Origin of the sequence: Microbacterium sp. AK031, assembly GCF_024807145.1 — a bacterium.
Classification (GTDB): Bacteria; Actinomycetota; Actinomycetes; order Actinomycetales; family Microbacteriaceae; genus Microbacterium.
Genome location: NZ_JANUCA010000003.1, coordinates 99,291 through 120,403, shown reverse-complemented (window position 1 = coordinate 120,403; position 21,113 = coordinate 99,291). Strand labels below are relative to the sequence as shown.

The window sequence follows — 21,113 nt, the reverse complement described above, 5'->3', positions numbered from 1 at the left end:
GGTTGTCTCTAGGCGGTGGACGGCGGTGCAGGGGATGCTGTGCGTTCGGCGGTTCCGAGAATGCCGCTGAGCGCGGTCTCGATGAGGTGCTGATCGAGCGGCTGTTCGTGGATCTGCGCGTGCCAGAGTACGCCGTCGATGAAAACGGCTGCTGCCCTGGCGCGGTCGTCGCCGTGAACAGGAGCGAAGATTCCGACGAGCTCATCGGTCCAGTGCTGCGCGAGCTCGCGCAGTCTCGGATCGTGCACGGCCGCGGTGACCACCGCGCGATCAGCCTGCACGGCCGTCGCGTCGGCGAGCGCCGTGTGGATCAGTTCGGCCAGCAGAGCAGGGGTCGCGCCACGCTCGCTGATGACCTCACGGATGGCCGCCATCTGCTCCGCGACGTGCGCGGCAAGCTGCTGAAGGGCGGCGTCGCGGAGATCGTCGAGAGTGGCGAAGTACTGGGTCGTCGCGCCGAGTGGGACATCGGCGCGGGCGGCGACCATGCGATGAGTGATCGCATCTACACCGACCTCGGTGATGAGTTCGGCGGCCGCTGTGACGATCGCGAGGCGTCGGCTCTCGGGATCGCGTCTGCGGCGAACGGCTTCAGCCACGATCCTCCCCCTCTGGACTGCAGTACATGTACTTTTGTACATTCTCCTGTTTGTGAGGATGCTGAGCGTGCCGATCCGTCGTCGCGCCAGGCGCGAGCGCTGCGTCAGAAAGCGACGCCGATGGCGAGGCCGGCGAGCGCGGCGACGACCGAGATCGCGAACGTCCCGAACAGGTGCGCCGCCGCTGCCGGTCGCTCGCCGTCCTTCCACAGGGCGATGGTGTCGAGCATCGCGGTGCTGAGCGTGGTGTATCCGCCGAGCAGGCCCGCACCCACGATGAAGGCGGCATCCGGCAGCGCCGCGGTGACGATGCCGAGAACGAACGATCCGGTGACGTTCACGATGACGATGCCCCACGGGAAACGGCGACCGGCGAGGCGGCTGACGCCGATGTCGGCGAGATAGCGCAGGGCGGCACCGGCACCGCCGGCCAGCGATGCAAGGAGGAAGATCAACGGCGTCATCGTTCGTCCCGTCGTCTGCCGACGCGCATCCCGATGACCGCCGCTGCGATGCCGAATGCCAGAGTGACGATCGCATACAGACCGGCGAGCAGCGGCGTCTCGGTCCAGAGCTGCACTGTGCCGACGGCGAAGGCGCTGTAGGTGGTGAAGCCGCCCAGGATGCCGGTGCCGAGGAACACACGCATGTCCGAGCTGCCAGGAAGACGCGCGGCGAGGACGCCGATCAGCATCGCCCCGATGAGGTTCACAGCGAGCGTCGCCACGGGGAAGCCCCCGTCATCCGGAATCGACAGCGCGATCGCGAGCCGCGCCGCGGTGCCGAGCGTCCCGCCGAGCGCGACGAGAAGCAGCCGGCGGAGAGTCACGCGGCCACTCTATCCTCGTCGATCCCTGCCACCGCGTCACAACGATGTCAAGGCCATGGGGGCAATGTCCTGAGCGACGTTGACTGGCCGCATGTTGCCACTGTGGAAGCTCGAACCGACCGCGCCCCTCGGCTCCCCTTTCGAACCGGGCTCTCGACACGATGTCGTCATCGTCGGCGCAGGACTCACGGGCCTTACGACCGCCGTGATGCTCGCTCGCAAGGGAATGGACGTGGCAGTGATCGACGCCGGTGGTGTCGCCGAGCTCACGACCGGTGCGAACACGGGCAAACTCTCATTGCTGCAGGGGCAGACCCTGGCCAAGATCCGCCGGAACCATACGACCCCACTCGTGAGGGCGTACGTCGACGCCAACCGCGCGGGCATGCAGTGGCTGACCGCATTCGCCGATGGCGCCGGAGTCCCGTACGCCGTGCGCACGGATCACGCCTACGCGCAGAGTCCGAGCGGACTCGATGCCGTGCGGGCTCAGCACTTCGCGGCGCGTGAGGCGGGTCTGGCGACCCGGATACTGGCACCGGCCGACCTGCCGACGACGCCTTTCCCGATCGTCGGAGCTGTCGCGCTCGAAGATCAGGTGACGATCGACCCCATGCTCGTCGCGCAGGCCCTGGCCCGAGAGCTGCTGGATGCGGGCGGAACACTGCATACCGGCATCCGCGCCACCGGCGCCCACGCTGTCCCAGAGCCGCGCGTGGAAACCGACGACGGGCCACTGTTCGCCCAACACGTCGTGCTCGCAACAGGGACGCCGATCATCGACCGCGGCCTCTACTTCGCGAAGGTCCGCGGCCTCAGGTCGTACTGCGTCTCCTTCCGCGTCCCGGGGAATGTGCCCGAGGGGACCTTCATCTCGGTGGACGGCCCGACCCGATCGATCCGCCCCGTCTCGACCGACGACGGCCCTGGAGCGACGGCGCAGCTCGTCGTCGGCGGCAACGGGCACCCGGTCGGACGCTCGGATGGCGAGACAGCGGCGATCGAAGATCTCGTGTCCTGGACCCGGCAGTACTTCCCGGATGCCGAGGAGACCCACCGGTGGTCGGCTCAGGACTACGAGTCGCACAACCTCATCCCCTTCGTCGGCGCGATGCCACGCGGGTTCGGGCGCATCCGCTTCGCCACCGGCTACGCCAAATGGGGGCTGTCGAATGCTCCCGCCGCCGCGCTGCGCCTCTCCGCGGAGATCATAGGCACCGACCGGCACGATCGACCGAGCTGGATGACCGCGATCGGCACTCGACTGACCGTGCCGGCCGACATCGCTCGGGGAGCAGCCGAGAGCGGCAGGGTCGCGGCCGCTCTCGCGACCGGGTGGGCCAGTGCCGAATCCCGATCCGTGCCGGTCCCGCGGCCGGCCGAGGGCACTGGCATGGTGGCGAACCGGGCAGGTCGTCCCGTCGCCGTCTCGACAGTGGGCGGTGTCACTCGGGCTGTCGACGCCGTGTGCACTCACATGGGAGGGGTGCTCGACTGGAACGACGCCGAGTGCACGTGGGACTGCCCACTGCACGCCTCGCGCTTCGCACCGGACGGCACACGCATCGAGGGTCCGGCGCTCCGCGATCTGCAGAGCCTCCCGCGCTCGGGTGGGGACTGACGTTCAGCGCTGCGAGCCTGCGTCGTCCCAGCCCACCTGCGGCGTCTCGCAGTTCTCGCGATAGACGTACTGTGACGGGTGTTTGCGCTGGCTGCTCGACCAGTCGATCGCCGGACGCCGCTGGTCGGGCGGCAGATAACCCAGCCGGTACACGGCCATCAGCTCCAGATCATCCGGGACGCGCAGCAGACGCACGATCTCGTCCCACCGGCCAGGAACCTCCATCGGGAAGGAGATGAACTGGATGCCCATGCCGAGTTCGACCGTGGTGAGCCAGACGTTCTCCATCGCCGCACCCATGCTGAACACCGAATAGAACGACGACAGCTGGCCAGGGCGGTACTCGCCACGGTCGAGCATCACTCCCAGCAGCAGGGGGGACCCGGCGACGAGCTTGCGGTTCTCGGCACCCAGCGTCTTGGGCACCCCGAGGGTGTTCATGAGGGTCTGTCCTCGCTTCGTGAACACTTGGCTCGTGAACGGCCGGAGCACTGCGGGGAGCTTGTCGAACAGCATCCCGCTGCGCTTGTGCTCCATCTCGCCCTCGCTGAAGCGGAAGTATGGCTTGTATCGCTCGAAGAACGTGCCGTTCGACATCGCCTCGGTCATGCTCTCCCCCGAGATGCGCGCGATCTCGTCGATCGTCGCGCGACTCTCGATGACGACGAATCGCCAGGGCTGACTGTTCAGCTGCGACGGCGCACGGCCTGCCGCCTCCAGGAGCAGTCGTTGATGCTCCTCCGAAACGGGATCAGGCAGAAACGCCCCATTCGTGGTCTTGCGGCGGCGGATGGCGTCGAGCAGTTCCATACGGTCACTCCCGGTCTGCGGGTCGGAGCGCGCACACGACGCTCGCGACGATGAAGGGGGCGGCGGCGAGCGCGACGAGCGGATGCCGTCGGCTGTGCGTCGGCACATACGGGACGGACGCGAGCGGAACCACGCCCGGTACCAGCATCAACGCGGCACGCCTGCTCGGAGCCCGAGGGCCGCCCCACCAGGCTGCGCTGAGCGCGGCGGCCACCGCCGTGCAGGTCGTGATGTACAGCGCATGGTGCAGCCACCGGAACCTGCGCGTATCGACGAGCCTCGTCGCGACCGCCAGGCCCAGACTGCAGTTCGCGGCGTAGCTCAGCGCGGCGGCGACGAACAGCGGCGCCGCGCTCGTGGTGGTTCGGCCGCTTGCCATGCATAGACCCTAACGCCGCTCCCGCCGCAGTCGTTCGAATCGCGCAAAGGGCTCCATCCGTTCACGGATGGAGCCCTTTGCGCTACTTGAAGACGAACGAGCCCGGCCTACAGGTTGGCCTCCGCGTAGATGCGGAGCGCATCACGGACGAACTCCGCTCCTCGAGTGCCACCGTCAGCGGTGGCGTAGTTGGCGCCGAATCGCGGATCGGCGACGTACATCTCGCCGAGTCCGATCACGTAGCCCTTGACGTCGCCCTGCGGCGCGGATGCCGGAGTGCCGGGCACACCTGTCAACCACTCGACGTGACGCTTGGCGATCGCCTGCGCCTCATCGGATGCCGGATCGGTATCGCTCTCGGCGGCCGCGATCCAGTCGCGTCCGAGGTCGGACACGAGCTGCTGCCATTCGGCTCGCTCGGCATCGGTCATGCCGCGCCACCAGCGGTCGCTGTCGGCGTATGCCTTCTCTCCCCAACGATCCTCGACCTCCTCCTTGTACTGGGTGTGGTCGAAGCCGTCGAACATGTTCTCTGCCATGAGGGATCCTCCTTCTTTCAATGCGTTGATGGTGTTCTCGACCGACACGATCTGCCGCGCCAGCCTGTTCTGCTCCTCGCGCAGGTGCGCGAGATGCCTCTCGAGAGCGGATGCCTCAGCAGCCGCGCCGCTGTCCGTCGATGCCTCGAGGGCCTGTGCGACCTGCGGCAGCCCGACCCCGAGATCGCGCAGCAGCAGAATCCGTTGCAGTCGCACGAGCGCACTCTGGTCGTAGTGCCGATAGCCGTTGTGCGCGACGCGCGACGGCCTCAGCAGCCCGATGTCGTCATAGTGACGCAGCGTTCTGCTCGTCGTTCCGGCGTGACGAGCGACCTCTTGGATCGACCAATCCTGCGTGCCCACGGCATCCTCCGTTCGTGTCGATAGGTCCACGATAAAAGTTGACGCTGCGTCAATGTCAACTCCGATCAGTCGAAACCCGCTGAAGTCATGCCGTAAATCAAACGACCGGTGGGGGATCCTTGAGCACTGAAATCACGACGTCCGAAGCGCCCGGAATCGCCAGGCGCACCGTATTGAAGGCCTCGGCTTGGTCGGTGCCGGTGGTCGCCGCCGCGGTCGCCACGCCATTGGCGGCAGCCAGTACTGCTGTCGACCTCGAGCTGGCCGGTTTCGCCGGAGACACGTTCACCGGGCTCAGCCCCGATCTGCTTCGCGCATACTCGATCAATGTCACGTCGGGGTCGATGTGAGCGGCGACATCGGCGCGCCGGATCCCGGTAGAGCGTTCTCCGTTCCGGTGAACATCGGCATTCCCGCCGGCCAGTCGCTCGTACTGGCCTTCGACGTCACGACGATCGGGAGCGCCTCCGGCTGGGTGTGGCCCGGCGGTAGCGCGGGCTTCTCGGCGGATGTCACCGACCGCGAGCCGTCCAACAACTTCACTTCACCCTGAAACGCGCGCCATCCAACGGCGCTGGCGAACGGCACCCCGCTGCACAGCGGGGTGCCGTTCGCTGTCTCCCTGGCATCCTCTTGACAAACTCGCGATATATCGTGTTATAGTTCCTGAACGCGATATATCGCGACTCATCAACCACAGGAGAGAACATGACCGAGAAGTGGCTCATCGCCCCCGGCGAGGAACGCGTCATCGACATCGCGCAGGCGACCCGGCTCAAGGTCGGTCTGGTCGGCGGACAGGTGGACGTCATCGCCCACGACGAACCCGGCATCCGCATCGAGGTGCACGGCGTCACCACCAAGGACCTCCGTATCGAGTCGGACGGCAACGAGATCGAGATCGATCACCCGCAGCTGGGCTGGGACAACTTCCTCGAAGTGTTCCGCAACTTCGGCTCCGGTGGTCCCCGCGCAGAGGTCAGCGTCGCAGTCCCCCGCAGCATCGCGCTCACGCTCGGCGTGGTCAGCGCGGGCGCGCTCATCTCCGGCCTCACCAACGACGCCCGGCTGAACACCGTCTCCGGCGACCTCATCGTCGACACTCACACGGGCGATCTGACCGTGAACTCGGTCTCGGGCGACGTGCAGGTGCGCGGCCTCACCGGCTCCGCGAACGCGAACAGCGTCTCCGGTGACGTCGCCATCACCGGCTCAGTGCGCAAGGGGACCGTTGACACTGTCTCCGGCGCAATCCTGGTGGATGCATCGGGCGCCGTGAACACCATCAACCTGAACACCGTCTCCGGCAACAGTGTGATCCGCCTCGAGGAGACACTGCCTGCCAACTATGTGGCGCGCTCGCTGAGCGGACGCATGCTGATCGACGGCATCGATCGTGGAAACTCCGGCCCGACCAACTACACCGGATCGACCGGAGAGCTCGCCGGCTCGTTCGTCGACGTGCGCAGCAACTCGGTCTCCGGCGACATCACCGTGCTGCGCCAGCCTCTCCTTACCGTCGCCGACGACGAGGAGTGGGACTCATGACCCCCGCCGTCTTCTCGCACGGCGACCTGCGTCTGTACCTGCTCTCGCTGCTGGCAGAGGCTCCTCAGCACGGCTACGGCATCATCCAGGCACTCACCGACCGCACCGGCGGCACGTACACGCCGAGCGCCGGCACCATCTACCCGCGGCTCGCGAAGCTCGAGGAGGAGGGGCTGGTCTCCAAGACGGTCGACGGACGCACCACGATCTACTCGATCACGGATGCCGGCCGCGCCGAGCTGGCCGGCCGCGAGGGGGATCTCGCCGGCATCGAATCCGATCTCGCCGACTCGGTGCGCCTGATCGCGAACGAAGTGCGTCAGAGCGTGCAGGATGCCATGAAGAGCCTGCGCGCAGACTTGGCCGCCGCCGCCAACGACGAACGGACATCCGGCCGGGGCCGCCCCCGCTCCACCGCGTCGCCGATGTCCGACGAGCGGGTGTCCAGCCGCGAGGAGCTGCATCGCGCAGACGCGTCGATCAATGCGTTCCGCGCCCGCGTGCGCACCGACCTTCGCACCCACGTCGCACGCGGCGGCGCACTCCCGACATCGGTCGTCACCGATCTCGAGGCGTCACTGGATGCCGCGGCTCGCGCCATCACGCAGGCGCTGAGCGCGCCCGCCCCCTGACTCACGCCACGACCACGCCGGTGCCCCCTCTGCTCGCCGATGCCCCCTCGAACTCGCGCGGCCGCGGGGGGCATCGATCATGCGAGGGGGCGTCGGCGAAGGTATGCCCGGGCTACTCGGTCCAGATCTCGGCCTGGTCGTCCGGGACCGACTCCTCTAGCGGCACCACCAGGATGGAACGGTGCTGCCTGTGAGCGAGGCGCGCAGCGACGGATCCGGTGAAGAACTCCCGAATGGACTCACCGAGGCCGCGTTTGCGCGTGCCGACGACGATGAGCTGCGCGTCGAGCTTGTTCGCAAGCTGCTTGATCGCGAGAGCGGGATCGCCGACGAGCTGACGAGCGGTCCACGTCAGGCCCTTGCCGTCGAGTTCCGCGGCGGCAGCGGCCTGGACCTCCTCGAACTCGGCGACGCCCGCCTCGATGTTGAGATCGATCGGTGCGGAGTGCACGTAACCATCCGGATCCTCATATGTGACGAACCGCGTGACGTCCACATGGGCGACGACGAGCGGTGCGCTCAGCAGGCTCGCGTAATGCGCGGCCTCCTGCAGCACATGCGCGGACTGGCCTGGCTGCATGCCGACGATCACGGCCTTCTGCAACGCGGCGTTCTGCGCCGATTCGTCGGACGGGGAGGAGGCTGCATCTGTCATGTCAATCGTTCCCTTCACCTGCCGGCGAAGGCCAGCACACCTGGCCCTCGTGCTATCCTGAATGCTACTCTTACCGGCCGCACGCCGGTGTCGTGAATGCCTCGGGCACCTGATTGTCCGACAGCTTAAATCGTTAGGGGGTCTCGCGCATGGGCCGTGGCCGTCAAAAGGCGAAGCACACCAAGATCGCTCGCGAACTAAAGTCCTTCAGTCCTTCGGTGAACTACTCCGCGCTCGAGCGGGAGCTTGCTCATCCGACGGATGAAGACGCCTACGTGGACAAGTGGGCGGATGACTACGCGGACGAAGACGAAGACGAACTAGAAAAGGCCTGACCGCCTGATCTGACAACCCCCGCACGTAGTGCGGGGGTTTCGTCGTACCCGCATGATCATCGTTTCCGGCACCGCGCCTCACCAGCGCCCGTGCCGGCGCTCCCACGCGTCCTCGATCGTCTGCCGCCGGCCGGCGATCAGTCCGAACGGGACGGCGGTCACGAGGACGGCGCCGATGATCAGCAGCGGCAGGAGCCAGTCACCCGTCCGATCGTGAACGATGCCGAGCAGGATCGGAAATGCCGCAGCGCCGATGTAGCCCGCGCTCTGCACGAAGCTGCTCAGCGCGACGGCTGTCTCCGGTGTGCGCGCGCGAACGCTGATCAGGACCAGCGCCAGCGGGAAGAGCACGCCGACGATGCCGAACAGCGCGACCCACAGCCCCACCAAGGCGATCGATGGCAGCAGGATGAGCCCTGCGAGGCCCACGATGCCGCACGCGACGGCGACGAAGAACAGCGGTCTGGTCGCCTGGAAGCGCACGACCAGCAGTGGGACGAGAAGTGAGGCGGGCAGTCCCATGAACGCGAAGAGCGAGAGCAGCAGTCCCGCGACGGATGCCGTGACCCCTACGCGGTCGACCAGGATCGTCGGCAGCCATGCGAAAGAGATGTAGGCCATCGTCGACGACGTCCCGAAGACGACCGCGATCGCCCAGGCCAGCGGCAGACGCACGAGCCGCGCGAACACCCGGGAATTGGCCGGCGCGACGGCGATCGGTCCGGTGACGAGAGTCGCGGGATCGGATGCGTCGGCATCCTCATCATCGACACGCGAATGCGCCGCTTCACGGGAGACGGGCGCCGACACACCATCCGTGCGCCCGCGCAGCAGCATGAGCACCCACGGGATACTGCCGGCGAGTGCGAACACTCCCCACATCGCCAGCGACACACGCCAGCCGGCGGCATCCGCCACCGGCACCGCCACCAACGGCGGGATGAACGTCGATAGCGCCATAGCCGTCGTGTACAGCGTCATCATCAGGCCGAGGCGGTCGGGGAAGTGCTTCTTGACCAACGGCGGCAGCAGGATGTTCCCCATCCCGACACCGGCGAAGATCAACGCGGTGGACAGCAGAAGCGTGATCGCGTCCACTGAGAATCCGCGCAGCACGAGCCCGGCGGCGATCGCGATCAGGGCGATGACGGTGACCCGCTCCAGACCCAGCCGACGCTCGAACAGCGGCGTCAGCAGACCGAAGACGGCGAAGCAGACCGGCGGCGCAGTGCCGATCAGACCGACCACCGCAGAGGAGAGAGGGAAATCGGCGGCGACGTGATCGAACAGGGGCGACAGAGAGGCGACGGCGGAGCGCAGCGAGAAGGCGCACAGCAGTATGCCGAGCACCGCGAACACCCGACCCTGCCAGAGCGGGCGCGACGTGGTCACGACGACTGCGAGCTCTCGACCCAGGAGAGGTACTCGTCGGTGACGGTACCTGTGACGTAGCGGCCGTCGAAGCAGCTCATGTCGAGGTCGGTGACCTCTGACCCCTCGATGATCGCCGCCTTGAGATCCTCGACCTCCTGGTACACCAGGTGATCGGCACCGAGCTCGGCGGCGATCTCGGGGATCGTACGGTCATGTGCGATCAGTTCGTGCTTCGAGGGCATGTTGATGCCGTAGACGTGCGGGTACCGCACCGGTGGTGCAGCCGAGGCGAACGTGACGGAGAGAGCGCCGGCATCCCGCGCCATCTGGATGATCTGCTTGCTCGTCGTGCCACGCACGATCGAATCGTCGATCAGCAGCACGTTCTTGCCCTGGAACTCGGTCGACATCGCATTGAGCTTCTGTCGCACGCTCTTCTTGCGCACCGCCTGGCCCGGCATGATGAAGGTGCGTCCGACGTAGCGGTTCTTGTAGAAGCCCTCGCGATACTCGATGCCGAGCTTGCGGGCGACTTCCATCGCCGACGGACGCGCGGAGTCGGGAATCGGCATGACGACGTCGATCTTCTCGCGCGGCACGTGCTTGGCGATCGTATCGGCGAGGCGCTCCCCCATGCGCAGGCGAGACTCGTACACGGCGATGCCGTTCATGGTCGAGTCTGGGCGTGCGAGATACACGTACTCGAACGCGCAGGGTGTGAGTGTGGGGTTCTCGGCGCACTGCCGGCTGAACAGCTCCCCCTGGTCGGTGATGAAGACGGCCTCGCCCGGTGCGACCTCGCGGACGACCTCGTAGTCGCCGTTCTCGAGCACGAGCGACTCGCTGGTGACGACCCACTCGTCGTGCTCAGCGCCATCGCGGCGACCGAGGATCAGCGGACGGATGCCGTAGGGGTCGCGGAACGCCAGCAGCCCGTAGCCGGCGATCACGGCGATCACGGCGTACGCGCCCTCGATGCGCTGATGCGTGCGACTGACGGCTTCGAAGATGCGCTCGGGGTCGAGATCGACGTCGCTCGTCGTCGCCTGCAGCTCGCCGGCGAGAACGTTCAGCAGCAGCTCGGTGTCGCTGGAGGAGTTCAGGTGGCGGCGGTCGCGCTTGGCCATCTCTGCAGTGAGTTCACGCGTGTTCGTGAGGTTGCCGTTGTGGATGAGGACGATACCGTACGGCGCGTTCACATAGAACGGCTGCGCCTCCTCCTCGCTGGATGCTGTGCCCTTGGTCGCGTAGCGCACATGGCCGAGGCCGACGTTGCCGAGAAGGGCGCGCATGTCGCGGGTACGGAAGGCTTCGCGCACCATGCCTTCGGCCTTGATCGTGTGCATGACGCCGTTGGGCTCCGCGGTGGAGATGCCCGTGGCATCCTGCCCGCGGTGCTGCAGCAGCAGGAGAGCATCGTAGATGTCCTGATTGACCGGGCCGCCAGCGACCACTCCGACGATTCCGCACATGGGGTATTACTCTGCTCCGTCCGCGTATGCGCCGACGAGACGCACCGCACCACCATCGACGCCCTTGGCGCCCTCTTCGAATTCTCCGGTCGGGCGTGCACCCGTTCCGACTGTCGCGACCTGCCAGGCGTCGATGCCTTCTGCGGCGAGCGCTGCGATCGCGGCATCCTTCTGGCTCTGATCGATGACCGCGAGGAAGCCGATGCCGAGGTTCCAGGTGCCCTCCGCGGACTCCAGCGTTGAGCCGGCGATGTCGCTGAGCACGCGGAAGATCGGACTCGGCGACCAGGTCGCGCGGTCGACCTCCGCCCAGCTGCCCACCGGGAGCACGCGGGCGAGGTTCGCGGCGATGCCGCCTCCGGTGACGTGGCTGAGCGAGTGCACGCTGCCGTCGGCGAGCGTCTCGATCAGACGCAGCAGCGGAAGTGTGTAGAGACGTGTCGGCTCGAGCAGCGTCTCTCCCCAGGTGGCACCGAAATCGGCGGCGTTGTCGCCATAGCCGATGCCGGCACGGGTGACGATGTGGCGCACGAGCGAGTAGCCGTTCGAGTGCAGGCCGCTCGACGCGAGCGCCAGCACGACGTCGCCGTCCTCGACGCGCTCGGCACCGAGTACGGCATCAGCCTCGACGACGCCGGTGGCGGCTCCTGCGACGTCGTAGTCGCGGGGGCCGAGAAGCCCGGGGTGCTCTGCGGTCTCGCCGCCGACCAAGGCGGTGCCGGTGGCGGTGCAGGCGTCGGCGATGCCGCGGACGATGTCGGCGATGCGCTCGGGGACGACTTTGCCGCACGCGATGTAGTCGGTCATGAACAGGGGCTTCGCCCCCACCACGACGATGTCGTCGACGACCATGCCGACCAGATCTTGTCCGATCGTGTCGTGCTTGTCGATCGCCTGCGCGATCGCGACCTTGGTGCCGACGCCGTCGGTGCTGGTCGCGAGCAACGGCTTGGTGTAGCCGAGCAAAGCGGTGGCATCGAAGAGACCGGCGAAACCGCCGACACCTCCGAGCACTTCAGGTCCGTGCGTAGCGCGCACGGAAGACTTCATCAGCTCGACGGCACGATCACCTGCAGCGGTGTCGACGCCGGCTTCGGAATAGGAATTGGTGGAGGAGGCAGCCACCTCACAAGACTACCGGTGCCTGGACGGTCGAATCTCCGCGCAACCTCCACAGGACGCACGATCTCCATAGGATGGGGCCATGGCCGAGAAGCCGCAGTGGTTGATCCGTGAGGACGCCGGGATGCCGACGCTCGTCGCGCTCGCCCTGCGACAGATGCTCGGTATCCGCGAACCGGAGGGGCTGCCGAGCCTGCGCGATCTGCAGGTGCGCGCGCCGGACGCTGCCGACGCCAGCGCCGAGCTCGAAGCACAGTGGCGCGCCTACTGGGATATGGCCGTGGAGCCGCGTGCGCATCCCGCCGGGGGTCCGCTGGAACTGGTCGACGGGTTCGACACCCTGGTCGCGCTGCCCGCCACCGGCGCGGAAGAGCTGCGCGACGCGATCACCCCGCTCGCGGCATCCGCTCTGCAATACGCCCGCGATGCGCACAACCGGTATCTGGGCACCATGAAGACTGCCACCGGGGGCGGCGCGTACCGTGCCTACGCGAGTGCGATCGCCGAGTTCGAGCGCGAGATCGGCCGCCGCGCGCACTCGTTCGAACTGAACGTGCAGGTGCTGCCGTTCACCCAGCGCGGAATCTGGTGGATCGGTGCGCTCACCGTCGCCGTCACCGACGGCCTCAGACGCGACGTGGTCGCGTTCGACGCCGCCATCCGTCCGATCATCGCCGAACTGGCGTGAGCTGCGGTCAGTCCGACTCGATGATCGTCTCGTGGTCGACGCGCACGACGCGGTCGTGACGGCGGGCGACGCGCTCGAGGATGATCGCGACCACGCCGCCCAGAGCGAGCCCGATCGGAACCGTCCACAGCAGCGCGAAGCCGAATACCTGGCTGGGCGGGTAGATGACATCGAGCGCCTGGGAAGGCTCGTAGCCTCCGACCATGGTGAGGATGCCGGCGGCGATGATTCCGAGCACGACTCCGATGCCCATGAAGACGCCGTAGCGAGGCACCCGCCGGACGGTCGCCTCGACGGTCTCGTGAGAATCGGTGGAGGACATACGTCCATTGTCCCACTGTTCACCCATGACTGGACCTCGGATGCGCGTCAGCCCTACACCTGTCCGACGGCCTCGCGCTTCTCGGCCTGGAACGCATCCTCGCGACGCCCGTATGCCCAGTACGCCGACAACGACAGCTGTGCACGGTCCAGTCCGCGCTCATCGGTGAGGAACGGACGAAGCTGCTTCATCGCGCCGCGCTCACCGTGGGCGAAGACCTGCACGCGGCCGGCACGCCACTCCAGGGCGCGCACCGCATCGATGAGCTCGGTCGTCGTCCCCGCCTCACGATCACCGCGGTGCAGCCAGCGCACATCCATCCCCTCCGGCGCGCTCAGCTCGAGATGGTCGGACTCGTTCTGCACCTCCAGGAACACGGTGCCGACGGCATCCGCAGCCATCGCCTCCAGCGCCGAGGCGATCGCCGGCATCGATGACTCGTCGCCGATGAGCAGGTGCCAGTCGTACGTCGTGTCCGGCGCGTAGCCGCCTCCGATCCCGCCGAGTACGACAGGGTCGCCGGGTTTCGCATTCGCCGCCCACGGTCCCGCGACTCCTTCGTCACCGTGCGTGACGAAATCGATCCAGATCTGTCCGGATGCCAGATCGAAGCGACGGATCGAATAGGTCCGCACCGACGGCAGCAGTTCGACGGGCAGCCGCTCGCGCAGCTCTTCCATGTCGTACGGCGGCACGATTTGCGCCTCGGCCGGCGCGAAGTGCATCTTCGTGTAGGCGTCGGTGAAGCCGTTGTCCTCAACGGAGGCGATGCCCGGACCGCCGGCGATGATGCGCACCAGATGCGGGGTCAGCCGAATGCTCTCGATCACCTCCAGCACGATCTGCGGACGGGGGCGTCGCTGGGCACGTTCGCTGATCGTCATGGTGTCAATCCTCGCCGATGATGGCGGATGCTGCATCCCGACGCCGCTTGACGATGACGCCGGTGCCGACGCCCGCTCCGACGACGAGCAGACCGATGACCACCCACGCCCAGATCGGGAAGCCGGCGGTCTCAGCCGGGATCGGCGACACCTCGGCGCTGATCGCGGCGAACGGCTCGTCGACGCTCTTTTCCTCCACGGGGGCGATGCCGCAGTCCGCGCCGACGGGGAGGCGGAACGACACCGGGTCGAATGCATCTCCGGCCGCGTAGGTGCCGAACGCTGCGGCTCCGCTCTCGGTGAGCGTGGATGCCGCGTCGCTCAGCGTCAGCACGCCGTCGACGGTCTCGGCATCCGCGATGGAGAACTCGACGAAGCGCACGCTCTTCTGGTCGATCTGCTCGCCGCCCTGCGTGGCGCCGGCGATGTCGAAGAGGATGTATCCCTTGTCTCCGGCCAGTTCGACGCGCGCGTTGTTCAGCTTCGTCTCGAGCGCACCGTCGTGCCCATGGAACGCGATGGTGCCGCCGAAGTCGACGAGGCCGCTTCCGGCGTCGGAGTCGAACGAACCGGTTCCCGCGGACCAGACGAACTCGGGAAACTCGTACACGACACCGGTGAGGTTCCAGCCGCCGTGCGCGATGCCCTCGATGTAGTTGCGGAAGCTCTCCTTATACCCCCACTGGAGCGTTGCTCCCTCGACCGTGCAGACGCCGATCGCCGCGGTCGTGCGGTTGAGCGTGAAGGCGAGCCCGCGGTCGACCGAGCCCTGGAAGGTCAGGGTGTGCGCGCCGGCCTCGAGAGTGGCGGGCAGCGCACCCGTCCACGTCGCCAGGCCGTTCGCGTCGGCCGTGACCGTGTCGAGCAGCACCGGCGTCGAATACACGACGACCTTGATGTCCTGCTCATTCGGCTGGAAGCCGGACGCGGATACGGTCGCGGACGCTCCGGACTCCAGCGCTTTGAGGCTCTGCTCGTCGATCTCGATCCCGTCCGTCGCCGGCGCCGTGGTCGGCAGTTGCGACTTCTGCTGGACGGATGCCGTTGCCACCGTGCCGACCGTGCCGTTGGGCGCCGCGGCCGGTGTGCCGATCGTGAACGTCACAGGGTTCAGGGTCGTGCTGTAGCCGCCGAGCACCTGGTTCTGTCCGGCAGCGGTCAGGGATACGGGCGCGGCGGTGAACGTCGTCGCACCACCGGCGGTCGTCTTCGAACCGGAGGCGAGATCGATCGTCGCGAAGGGCACGCGCGTGCCGTCATGGGTGACATGGAGAGTCGCCGCGGCTGTCGAGGTGATCTCGACCCGGGGGTTGGAGATCGTCACGTTGAGCACGCCGTGGTGACCGGTGAATCGCACGGAACCTGTGTAACTGACGGCGCCGAGTCCGGTTGCAGGGTTGTACGTGCTGCCGGCGGCCTGTCCGAACTGGAACTGACTGCCAGAGCGCGTCGCACCGCCGGTGACTCTGATCTCGCCCTGGGCGATGGGTCCGGTGATGTAATTCACGAACGACGAGGAGATCGCCCAGCGCAGCGAACCGCCGGCGACGGGCTGCTGCGGTGTGGTCGGAGTCGTGGGGGGCGTCGTCGGGGGCGTCGTCGGCTTCGGCGTCGGCTTCGGCGGCTTGGGCGTCTCGGGCGTGAGCAGCTTCCATTGCTCGGCTGTGATCGTCACTCCACCGCGCGCGCGGATGGTGTCGGCGTTCGGCATCGTGTGCTGCTTCCAGACGATGACCTCATAGGACTTCGTCTGATCGAGCGTGCCGCCGGGTGCAGTGAGAGCTGTCGCGAACGCGCCGTCGGTGATGTTTCGCACGTACTGCATCGCGAGGAAGCCGCCGCCGGCGGTGACATCCGCCTCCGTGCCCTCCTCGATCAGCGCCGCGTACACGCCGGGTTCACCGTCGAAACCACGACCCTCCACGTCGACGACGAGATCGGTCCCGTCCACGGACGCCACCGCGTTCACCGTCGTGTCGATCTTGGTCGAGTAGTTCAGCTTCACGCTCTGCTCTTGCGTGGCATTCTTCACACCTCCGGCAGCGTAGGTGTATACGCCGTATGCACCGTCCTCCGGATCGGCCGGTGCATCCTTCAACGTCAGCGTCGCGGTGAAGGTGCCGTCTGCGGCGATGTCGACCCACTGCGCACGGATCGCACCCTGGTACTGCGCCGGAACCTGATCGAGCACGCCCTCCGCCAGTGCCCACACCTGCGTGCCCACTGATCGCGCGCTCGACGCCGCCCCCGTCGACGGCTGCCAGTTCGCGGCGAAGTCGCCGAAGACCACGTAGGTGCCCTGGGGCAGGTTCGACGGGATCGGCACGCCACGTCCGCCGACGTTCGCGGTCGGGTCGTAGCCGCTGCCCTTGACGACGATCTCGTCTCCGGCTTTGAGGGCTGCACCTGCGGCCGGAGTCGTGCCATCGGCGAGGAAGACCCGGAGGGAGGGCTGCAGCGGGGCGGGCTTCAGGGCTGCCCACTGCTCGGCGCTGATAACGACATCGGCTCTCGCATGGATCGTGTCGGCATTCGGCATCGTGTGCTGCTGCCACGCGATCACCTCGTATGACGCGGTGGGGTCGAGGGCTTCCGCAGCAGCGGTCAAGGTCACCTGGAACGCGCCGTCAACGATGCCGCGAACGTACTGCATCGCGAGGAAGCCTCCCCCGGCGGTGACATCCGCCTCGGTGCCCTTCTCGATCAGCGCGACGTACTCGCCGGAGGCACCGGCGAAAGCGGAACCTTCGACGCTCACGACCGGACCGTCATCGACGGATGCCGATGAGACCCCGGCAGTGACGGCCGGTGCCGGGACCTCCGGCTCGACGGGCGTCTCCGGCTCGACCGGTGTCTCCGGCTCGACCGGCGGGAACACTTCGTTCCACTGCCCGTCAGAGATCGACACGACCGAGCGGCCGTAGACGTTCTCGGGCGTGAACGCACTGTGCTGCTTCCACATGACCACCTCGTATGTCTGCGCCCGGTCCAGCTTCGGGGTCGCAGCCGTCAAGGCGAAAGATGTCGTTCCCCCCGTGACCGCGGGGAAAGGCAGCGCGAAAGCGACGTACTCCTGGCTGTTCAGCGCCTCGTCTTTGCCCTGAACGATGAGGGCCGCGTACGTCCCGGTGATGTCGGCGGGAAGCCCTTCGGCGTTCACCTGGATCATCAGACCGGACTCGGATGCCGCGCTGACCTGCGGCACGACGCTCACGCCGTCGGCGGCGAAGGCTGCCGGTGCGGTCAGCGTGCCGAACACGGTCATCAGCACGGCCAGCACCGCCGCGAACGCTGTTCGGATGCGACTGTTCGTCGCACGGGACTCGGTGTGATTCACGGATGCCTCCAGGCGTGAGGTCGCGAGCGACTGTTCACCAGGGCGCGCGCGACGGCAGAACCTCTTCAGGTCTGATGCGGTTTATGTTGGTTAGGCTTAGCTAACCTCCGCTTCCGACCATAGACTGATCCATGTCATCTCGTCAAAAATTAGGACAGGCTAACCTCAATGCGCTCTCGTCTCTCCCCGCTCATCGCGGCCGTTGTGATCTTCGGCCTCACGGGGTGCGCGGCACCGACGGCCACCGCGGGATCAGAGCGCGCAGCATCCGATCTCTGCCCCGCCGCGGCGGTGCAGCTCTCCGATCTCGCGCTCGTCGATGATGTCCGCACCGCGACCGGCGGGTCGACCGCTTGCCTTCCCAGCCATGCGATCAGTTCGGTGTCCGACACCACCACGCCCGACCTTCCCGTCACCATCACCGATGCCGAACGACGCGACGTCGAGATCACCGACGTCAGCCGCATCCTCCCGATCGACATCTCCGGCACCATCGCCGCCACGGTCTTCGCGCTCGGATTGGGCGCCGACGTCGTCGGTCGCGATTCCTCGACGACATTCGACGGGACGCAGGATCTGCCCGTCGTGACCAAGGCCGGCCACGCGCTCAATCCGGAGGCGATCCTCGAGCTCGCGCCGACCGTCATCCTCACCGACACCACGATCGGTCCGAAAGAGGTCCGCCAGCAGCTCCGCGACGCCGGCATCCCGATCGTCGTGATCTCCGACGAGTTGCGCCTTGACAACACCGATCAGCTCATCGAGGAAGTGGCATCGGCCCTCGGCATCCAAAGCCGTGGTCAGGAGCTCATCGCCCAGGTCGACACCGACCTCGACACAGCTCTCGCGGAGATCGCCGAGGTGGTGCCGGCGGACGAGTCTGATCGCGCACGGATGCTGTTCCTCTATGTGCGCGGCAGCGCGAACGTGTATTACATCTTCGGCAAGGATTCCGGCGCCGATTCGCTCATCGAGGCGGTCGGCGGCATCGATGTCGCAAGCGAGATCGGTTGGGAGGGCAACAAGCCCATGACGGCCGAGGCGCTCGTCGCCGCACAGCCCGACGTGCTGGTCATGATGACCGATGGGCTGGAGTCCGTAGGCGGCATCGACGGGCTCATCGAACGGGTGCCGGCCGTGGCCGAGACGCCCGCCGGAGTCAACCGCCGCGTAATCGACATGGCGGATGGCGAGATCCTCAGCTTCGGCCCACGATCGCCGGAGATCATCCGCGCGATCGCGCGCGCGCTCTACGCGCCCGCCTCCGGCGAGAGCGCAGAATGACGGCAGAGGTCATCACCCGCACACCCGAGCAGCACCGCGGAACACGGTTCACCGTGGTCACTCTCGGCCTCGTCGCCGTTCTCGTGGCCACCTGTATCGTGTCCCTCGCGAGCGGACAGTACTCGCTGTCGCCGACCGAGATCATCGGCGTCCTGCTGCACGGCGCTGGCATCGACACCGCCTGGGCCCCCGGGAACGTCTCGGACTCGGGGGTGATCTTCAACATCCGTCTCCCCCGTGTCGTGCTCGGCATCCTCGTCGGGGCTGCGCTGGCGGTCGCCGGCGTGCTGATGCAGGCGATCTTCGGCAATCCGCTGGCGGATGCCAGTGTCGTCGGAGTCTCGTCCGGCGCAGCCCTGGGCGCTGCGGCCAGCCTCACGTTCGGGCTGTCGACCTTCGGGATGTGGACTACCCCTGCCCTGTCGTTCGTCGGCGGGCTCATCGCGGTGTTCGCGGTGTATTTCATCAGCCGATCCGGCGGGCGGACAGAGGTCGTCACGCTCCTGCTCACCGGCATCGCGATCAACGCGATCGGCGGGGCCGGCATGGCCTTCATGACGTTCCTCGGCACCACCTCGACGCGCGAGCAGATCGTCTTCTGGCAACTCGGCTCGCTGAACGGAGCGCTGTGGCCCAACATCGCGGTCGTCGCGCCACTGACCGGCATCGGCATCGTGATCGCGGTGATCGTGGCGCATCAGCTCGACCTCTTCGCCCTCGGCGAGCGCACCGCCAGGCACCTCGGCGTGCATGTCGAGCTGCTGCGGATCATCGTGATCGTGACCGTCGCGATCCTGGTCTGCGCAGCCGTCGCGTTCGCGGGCATCATCGGTTTCGTCGGGCTCGTGATCCCGCATCTCATGCGCATGATCATCGGACCGGCACACCTGCCGCTCATCATCTCCTCGGCGGTCGGCGGTGCGCTGCTCATCGCCCTCGCCGATCTCGTCGCCCGCACCGCCGTGCCGTTGGCCGACATGCCGATCGGGATGATCACCTCGCTCGTCGGCGGGCCGTTCTTCCTGTGGTTGCTCGTACGCACCCGCCGTCGTTCGGGAGGCTGGGCGTGAGCGTGCAGCTTCGGGCGAGCGACGTCACCGTCCGGGTCGAGGGAGGAGGGCGGATCGCGGGAGGGCGCGCCATCCTCGAAGACGCCTCGATCGAAGTGAATCCCGGCGAGATCCATGCGCTGGTCGGCCCCAACGGCGCAGGGAAGTCCACGCTGTTCAGCGTGCTCGCCGGGGATCTCGCGCCAGAAGCCGGCTCTGTGGAGATCGATGGGCGGGCGATCGCCGGTATCCGTCCCCGTGATCTCGCCCGCACCAGGGCGGTGCTGCTGCAGGAGAACGCGGTGTCCTTCCCATTCAGCGCAGAACAGGTCGTGCGGATGGGGAGAGCGCCGTGGGCGCGCACGACGCTCGAGAACGACGACGACGCTGCGGTCGCGGCGGCGATGGTCGCCACCGAAATCGATGGCCTCGCACTCCGGTCGGTATCGTCGCTGTCCGGAGGCGAGCGTGCGAGAGTGGCCATCGCCCGAGTGCTCGCGCAGTCGACGCCGATCATGCTGCTCGACGAGCCGACCGCGTCGCTCGATCTCAAACACCACGAAGACGTCATGCGTCTGGTGCGTGCGACCGCGGATGCCGGTACAGCCGTCGCCGTGGTCCTGCATGACCTCAACGCCGCACTCGCCCACGCCGACCGGCTGACGCTGCTTGCCCACGGACGGGTGATCGCATCGGGAATGCCGGCGGAAGTCCTGACGGCAGAGCGCATCGAGCAGGTGTACGGGCAGTCGGTGGATGTGTTCCCGCATCCGGTCACGGGCGTTCCGCTGGTGGTTCCGAGGCGGTAGTCGAAACGTTCGTCTAGGGGCGCAGCGGCATCAGATCCGACAGGTCGGCGCGCGTGCCGGACGCCTGCACGCGGCCTGCGGCGACCACCTCGGCCCACGTCTCTGCGCCGGTCGCGAGGTCGATCCAGGTCGCGGCATCCATCTCGATGACGTTCGGCGGTGTGCCGCGGGTGTGCCGCGGGCCCTGCACGACCTGCACGGCACCGAACGGCGGCACCCTCACCTCGACGCTGTTGCCCGGCGCCTTCTCGTCGAGCAGCTGCAGCAGGTAGCGCACCGCTGTCGCGAGGTCGGCGCGAGCGGGCTTCGCTCCTGCCGCGGACGCGATACGCGCAGCATCCAACGCCGCCCGCCCGTCGCTGACGTCGATCTTCCTGGCCATGCGATCAGCCTACGACCGAGGCGCGACTCGCCGGGCGGGACCGCATACCTGAACTTGCCGCATTCCGGGCCCGGAAACTG

Annotated in this window: 24 protein-coding genes; 10 read left to right on the top strand and 14 right to left on the bottom strand. The window is 67.3% G+C overall.

Annotated features, from left to right (window positions below; all coding sequences use genetic code 11):
• Nucleotides 1-8: 8 nt before the first annotated feature.
• The 3 genes from HDC95_RS08620 to HDC95_RS08610 all read right to left on the bottom strand — a co-directional run bounded on the left by HDC95_RS08620 (nucleotide 9) and on the right by HDC95_RS08610 (nucleotide 1,428).
• On the bottom strand, nucleotides 9-599 hold the full coding sequence (locus tag HDC95_RS08620) for a TetR/AcrR family transcriptional regulator (protein WP_259062990.1): 591 nt from the start codon (nucleotides 597-599) through the stop codon (nucleotides 9-11).
• 104 nt (nucleotides 600-703) lie between these two features.
• Nucleotides 704-1,063 carry a CrcB family protein gene (locus tag HDC95_RS08615; protein ID WP_259062989.1) on the bottom strand — a complete coding sequence of 120 codons (360 nt, stop codon included), beginning with the start codon at nucleotides 1,061-1,063 and terminating at the stop codon, nucleotides 704-706.
• Nucleotides 1,060-1,428, bottom strand: coding sequence for a CrcB family protein (locus HDC95_RS08610; RefSeq protein ID WP_259062987.1), 369 nt, complete (start codon nucleotides 1,426-1,428; stop codon nucleotides 1,060-1,062). Before HDC95_RS08610 ends, HDC95_RS08615 begins: the two co-directional genes overlap by 4 nt.
• Before the next feature lie 91 nt (nucleotides 1,429-1,519).
• Between HDC95_RS08610 and HDC95_RS08605 the strand changes: the two genes are divergently transcribed.
• Entirely contained in the window at nucleotides 1,520-3,049 is a 1,530-nt protein-coding gene (locus HDC95_RS08605) for an FAD-dependent oxidoreductase (protein WP_259062985.1), read from the top strand.
• Nucleotides 3,050-3,052: 3 nt separating this feature from the next.
• On the opposite strand, the gene HDC95_RS08600 is transcribed toward HDC95_RS08605, so the two are convergent.
• The 3 genes from HDC95_RS08600 to HDC95_RS08590 form a co-directional block, all read right to left on the bottom strand.
• On the bottom strand, nucleotides 3,053-3,859 hold the full coding sequence (locus HDC95_RS08600; protein WP_259062984.1) for a nitroreductase family protein: 807 nt from the start codon (nucleotides 3,857-3,859) through the stop codon (nucleotides 3,053-3,055).
• Nucleotides 3,860-3,863: 4 nt separating this feature from the next.
• Nucleotides 3,864-4,238 carry a hypothetical protein gene (locus HDC95_RS08595; RefSeq protein ID WP_259062983.1) on the bottom strand — a complete coding sequence of 125 codons (375 nt, stop codon included), beginning with the start codon at nucleotides 4,236-4,238 and terminating at the stop codon, nucleotides 3,864-3,866.
• 107 nt (nucleotides 4,239-4,345) lie between these two features.
• Nucleotides 4,346-5,170, bottom strand: a complete 825-nt coding sequence (locus HDC95_RS08590; protein ID WP_259062982.1) for a MerR family transcriptional regulator — start codon at nucleotides 5,168-5,170, stop codon at nucleotides 4,346-4,348.
• Between the two features lie 89 nt (nucleotides 5,171-5,259).
• Here HDC95_RS08590 and HDC95_RS08585 point away from each other — a divergent pair, with 89 nt between their 5' ends.
• The 4 genes from HDC95_RS08585 (at nucleotide 5,260) to HDC95_RS08570 (ending at nucleotide 7,320) form a co-directional block, all read left to right on the top strand.
• Nucleotides 5,260-5,490 (top strand): hypothetical protein, encoded by a 231-nt coding sequence (locus HDC95_RS08585; RefSeq protein WP_259062981.1) that lies wholly within the window; start codon nucleotides 5,260-5,262, stop codon nucleotides 5,488-5,490.
• The gene (locus HDC95_RS08580; protein WP_259062980.1) at nucleotides 5,487-5,693 is read left to right on the top strand and encodes a hypothetical protein; all 207 of its coding nucleotides are present in this window, start codon (nucleotides 5,487-5,489) and stop codon (nucleotides 5,691-5,693) included. Before HDC95_RS08585 ends, HDC95_RS08580 begins: the two co-directional genes overlap by 4 nt.
• A gap of 155 nt (nucleotides 5,694-5,848) precedes the next feature.
• Nucleotides 5,849-6,688, top strand: coding sequence for a DUF4097 domain-containing protein (locus HDC95_RS08575; RefSeq protein ID WP_259062979.1), 840 nt, complete (start codon nucleotides 5,849-5,851; stop codon nucleotides 6,686-6,688).
• The gene (locus HDC95_RS08570; RefSeq protein ID WP_259062978.1) at nucleotides 6,685-7,320 is read left to right on the top strand and encodes a PadR family transcriptional regulator; all 636 of its coding nucleotides are present in this window, start codon (nucleotides 6,685-6,687) and stop codon (nucleotides 7,318-7,320) included. The genes HDC95_RS08575 and HDC95_RS08570 overlap by 4 nt, the downstream gene beginning before the upstream one ends.
• Nucleotides 7,321-7,432: 112 nt before the next feature.
• On the opposite strand, the gene HDC95_RS08565 is transcribed toward HDC95_RS08570, so the two are convergent.
• Nucleotides 7,433-7,975: a universal stress protein gene (locus HDC95_RS08565; protein WP_259062977.1), complete on the bottom strand. Its 543-nt coding sequence runs from the start codon at nucleotides 7,973-7,975 to the stop codon at nucleotides 7,433-7,435.
• Nucleotides 7,976-8,124: 149 nt separating this feature from the next.
• Here HDC95_RS08565 and HDC95_RS08560 point away from each other — a divergent pair, with 149 nt between their 5' ends.
• The gene (locus HDC95_RS08560) at nucleotides 8,125-8,310 is read left to right on the top strand and encodes a DUF3073 domain-containing protein (protein ID WP_188438153.1); all 186 of its coding nucleotides are present in this window, start codon (nucleotides 8,125-8,127) and stop codon (nucleotides 8,308-8,310) included.
• A 78-nt stretch (nucleotides 8,311-8,388) separates the two neighbouring features.
• Here HDC95_RS08560 and HDC95_RS08555 read toward each other — a convergent pair whose 3' ends face one another.
• From HDC95_RS08555 to purM, 3 genes are read right to left on the bottom strand one after another with little or no spacing between them, the layout of a single operon-like run.
• Nucleotides 8,389-9,702, bottom strand: a complete 1,314-nt coding sequence (locus HDC95_RS08555; protein WP_259062972.1) for a CynX/NimT family MFS transporter — start codon at nucleotides 9,700-9,702, stop codon at nucleotides 8,389-8,391.
• Nucleotides 9,699-11,156, bottom strand: a complete 1,458-nt coding sequence (gene purF / locus HDC95_RS08550) for an amidophosphoribosyltransferase (RefSeq protein ID WP_259062971.1) — start codon at nucleotides 11,154-11,156, stop codon at nucleotides 9,699-9,701. Before purF ends, HDC95_RS08555 begins: the two co-directional genes overlap by 4 nt.
• 6 nt (nucleotides 11,157-11,162) lie before the next feature.
• Complete coding sequence (gene purM / locus HDC95_RS08545) at nucleotides 11,163-12,281, bottom strand: phosphoribosylformylglycinamidine cyclo-ligase (protein WP_259062970.1); 1,119 nt, start codon at nucleotides 12,279-12,281, stop codon at nucleotides 11,163-11,165.
• 79 nt (nucleotides 12,282-12,360) lie between these two features.
• Here purM and HDC95_RS08540 point away from each other — a divergent pair, with 79 nt between their 5' ends.
• Complete coding sequence (locus HDC95_RS08540; protein ID WP_259062969.1) at nucleotides 12,361-12,966, top strand: zinc-binding alcohol dehydrogenase; 606 nt, start codon at nucleotides 12,361-12,363, stop codon at nucleotides 12,964-12,966.
• A 7-nt stretch (nucleotides 12,967-12,973) separates the two neighbouring features.
• Here HDC95_RS08540 and HDC95_RS08535 read toward each other — a convergent pair whose 3' ends face one another.
• Genes HDC95_RS08535 through HDC95_RS08525 form a run of 3 tightly spaced genes read right to left on the bottom strand, consistent with a single transcriptional unit; the run spans nucleotide 12,974 to nucleotide 17,509 of the window.
• Complete coding sequence (locus HDC95_RS08535; protein ID WP_259062968.1) at nucleotides 12,974-13,288, bottom strand: potassium transporter Trk; 315 nt, start codon at nucleotides 13,286-13,288, stop codon at nucleotides 12,974-12,976.
• 53 nt (nucleotides 13,289-13,341) lie between these two features.
• On the bottom strand, nucleotides 13,342-14,172 hold the full coding sequence (locus HDC95_RS08530; RefSeq protein WP_259062967.1) for a siderophore-interacting protein: 831 nt from the start codon (nucleotides 14,170-14,172) through the stop codon (nucleotides 13,342-13,344).
• Between the two features lie 4 nt (nucleotides 14,173-14,176).
• Nucleotides 14,177-17,509 carry an HtaA domain-containing protein gene (locus tag HDC95_RS08525; RefSeq protein ID WP_259062965.1) on the bottom strand — a complete coding sequence of 1,111 codons (3,333 nt, stop codon included), beginning with the start codon at nucleotides 17,507-17,509 and terminating at the stop codon, nucleotides 14,177-14,179.
• A 168-nt stretch (nucleotides 17,510-17,677) separates the two neighbouring features.
• On the opposite strand from HDC95_RS08525, the gene HDC95_RS08520 reads away from it, so the two are divergent.
• The 3 genes from HDC95_RS08520 to HDC95_RS08510 are packed head-to-tail and all read left to right on the top strand — an operon-like array spanning nucleotide 17,678 to nucleotide 20,651.
• Nucleotides 17,678-18,793, top strand: coding sequence for a hemin ABC transporter substrate-binding protein (locus tag HDC95_RS08520; protein WP_259062963.1), 1,116 nt, complete (start codon nucleotides 17,678-17,680; stop codon nucleotides 18,791-18,793).
• Complete coding sequence (locus tag HDC95_RS08515; protein WP_259062962.1) at nucleotides 18,790-19,863, top strand: iron ABC transporter permease; 1,074 nt, start codon at nucleotides 18,790-18,792, stop codon at nucleotides 19,861-19,863. Before HDC95_RS08520 ends, HDC95_RS08515 begins: the two co-directional genes overlap by 4 nt.
• Nucleotides 19,860-20,651, top strand: coding sequence for a heme ABC transporter ATP-binding protein (locus HDC95_RS08510; protein WP_259062961.1), 792 nt, complete (start codon nucleotides 19,860-19,862; stop codon nucleotides 20,649-20,651). Before HDC95_RS08515 ends, HDC95_RS08510 begins: the two co-directional genes overlap by 4 nt.
• Before the next feature lie 13 nt (nucleotides 20,652-20,664).
• On the opposite strand, the gene HDC95_RS08505 is transcribed toward HDC95_RS08510, so the two are convergent.
• Nucleotides 20,665-21,033 (bottom strand): sterol carrier family protein, encoded by a 369-nt coding sequence (locus tag HDC95_RS08505; RefSeq protein WP_259062959.1) that lies wholly within the window; start codon nucleotides 21,031-21,033, stop codon nucleotides 20,665-20,667.
• Nucleotides 21,034-21,113: the final 80 nt, after the last annotated feature.

Bases quoted from the DNA above. Each gene is read 5' to 3' on its own strand.
- HDC95_RS08615 (WP_259062989.1), bottom strand. From the start codon at position 1,063: ATGACGCCGTTGATCTTCCTCCTTGCATCGCTGGCCGGCGGTGCCGGT.
- HDC95_RS08605 (WP_259062985.1), top strand. From the start codon at position 1,520: ATGTTGCCACTGTGGAAGCTCGAACCGACCGCGCCCCTCGGCTCCCCT.
- HDC95_RS08600 (WP_259062984.1), bottom strand. From the start codon at position 3,859: ATGGAACTGCTCGACGCCATCCGCCGCCGCAAGACCACGAATGGGGCG.
- HDC95_RS08595 (WP_259062983.1), bottom strand. From the start codon at position 4,238: ATGGCAAGCGGCCGAACCACCACGAGCGCGGCGCCGCTGTTCGTCGCC.
- HDC95_RS08575 (WP_259062979.1), top strand. From the start codon at position 5,849: ATGACCGAGAAGTGGCTCATCGCCCCCGGCGAGGAACGCGTCATCGAC.
- HDC95_RS08570 (WP_259062978.1), top strand. From the start codon at position 6,685: ATGACCCCCGCCGTCTTCTCGCACGGCGACCTGCGTCTGTACCTGCTC.
- HDC95_RS08565 (WP_259062977.1), bottom strand. From the start codon at position 7,975: ATGACAGATGCAGCCTCCTCCCCGTCCGACGAATCGGCGCAGAACGCC.
- HDC95_RS08560 (WP_188438153.1), top strand. From the start codon at position 8,125: ATGGGCCGTGGCCGTCAAAAGGCGAAGCACACCAAGATCGCTCGCGAA.
- purF (WP_259062971.1), bottom strand. From the start codon at position 11,156: ATGTGCGGAATCGTCGGAGTGGTCGCTGGCGGCCCGGTCAATCAGGAC.
- HDC95_RS08540 (WP_259062969.1), top strand. From the start codon at position 12,361: ATGGCCGAGAAGCCGCAGTGGTTGATCCGTGAGGACGCCGGGATGCCG.
- HDC95_RS08535 (WP_259062968.1), bottom strand. From the start codon at position 13,288: ATGTCCTCCACCGATTCTCACGAGACCGTCGAGGCGACCGTCCGGCGG.
- HDC95_RS08530 (WP_259062967.1), bottom strand. From the start codon at position 14,172: ATGACGATCAGCGAACGTGCCCAGCGACGCCCCCGTCCGCAGATCGTG.
- HDC95_RS08520 (WP_259062963.1), top strand. From the start codon at position 17,678: ATGCGCTCTCGTCTCTCCCCGCTCATCGCGGCCGTTGTGATCTTCGGC.
- HDC95_RS08515 (WP_259062962.1), top strand. From the start codon at position 18,790: ATGACGGCAGAGGTCATCACCCGCACACCCGAGCAGCACCGCGGAACA.
- HDC95_RS08505 (WP_259062959.1), bottom strand. From the start codon at position 21,033: ATGGCCAGGAAGATCGACGTCAGCGACGGGCGGGCGGCGTTGGATGCT.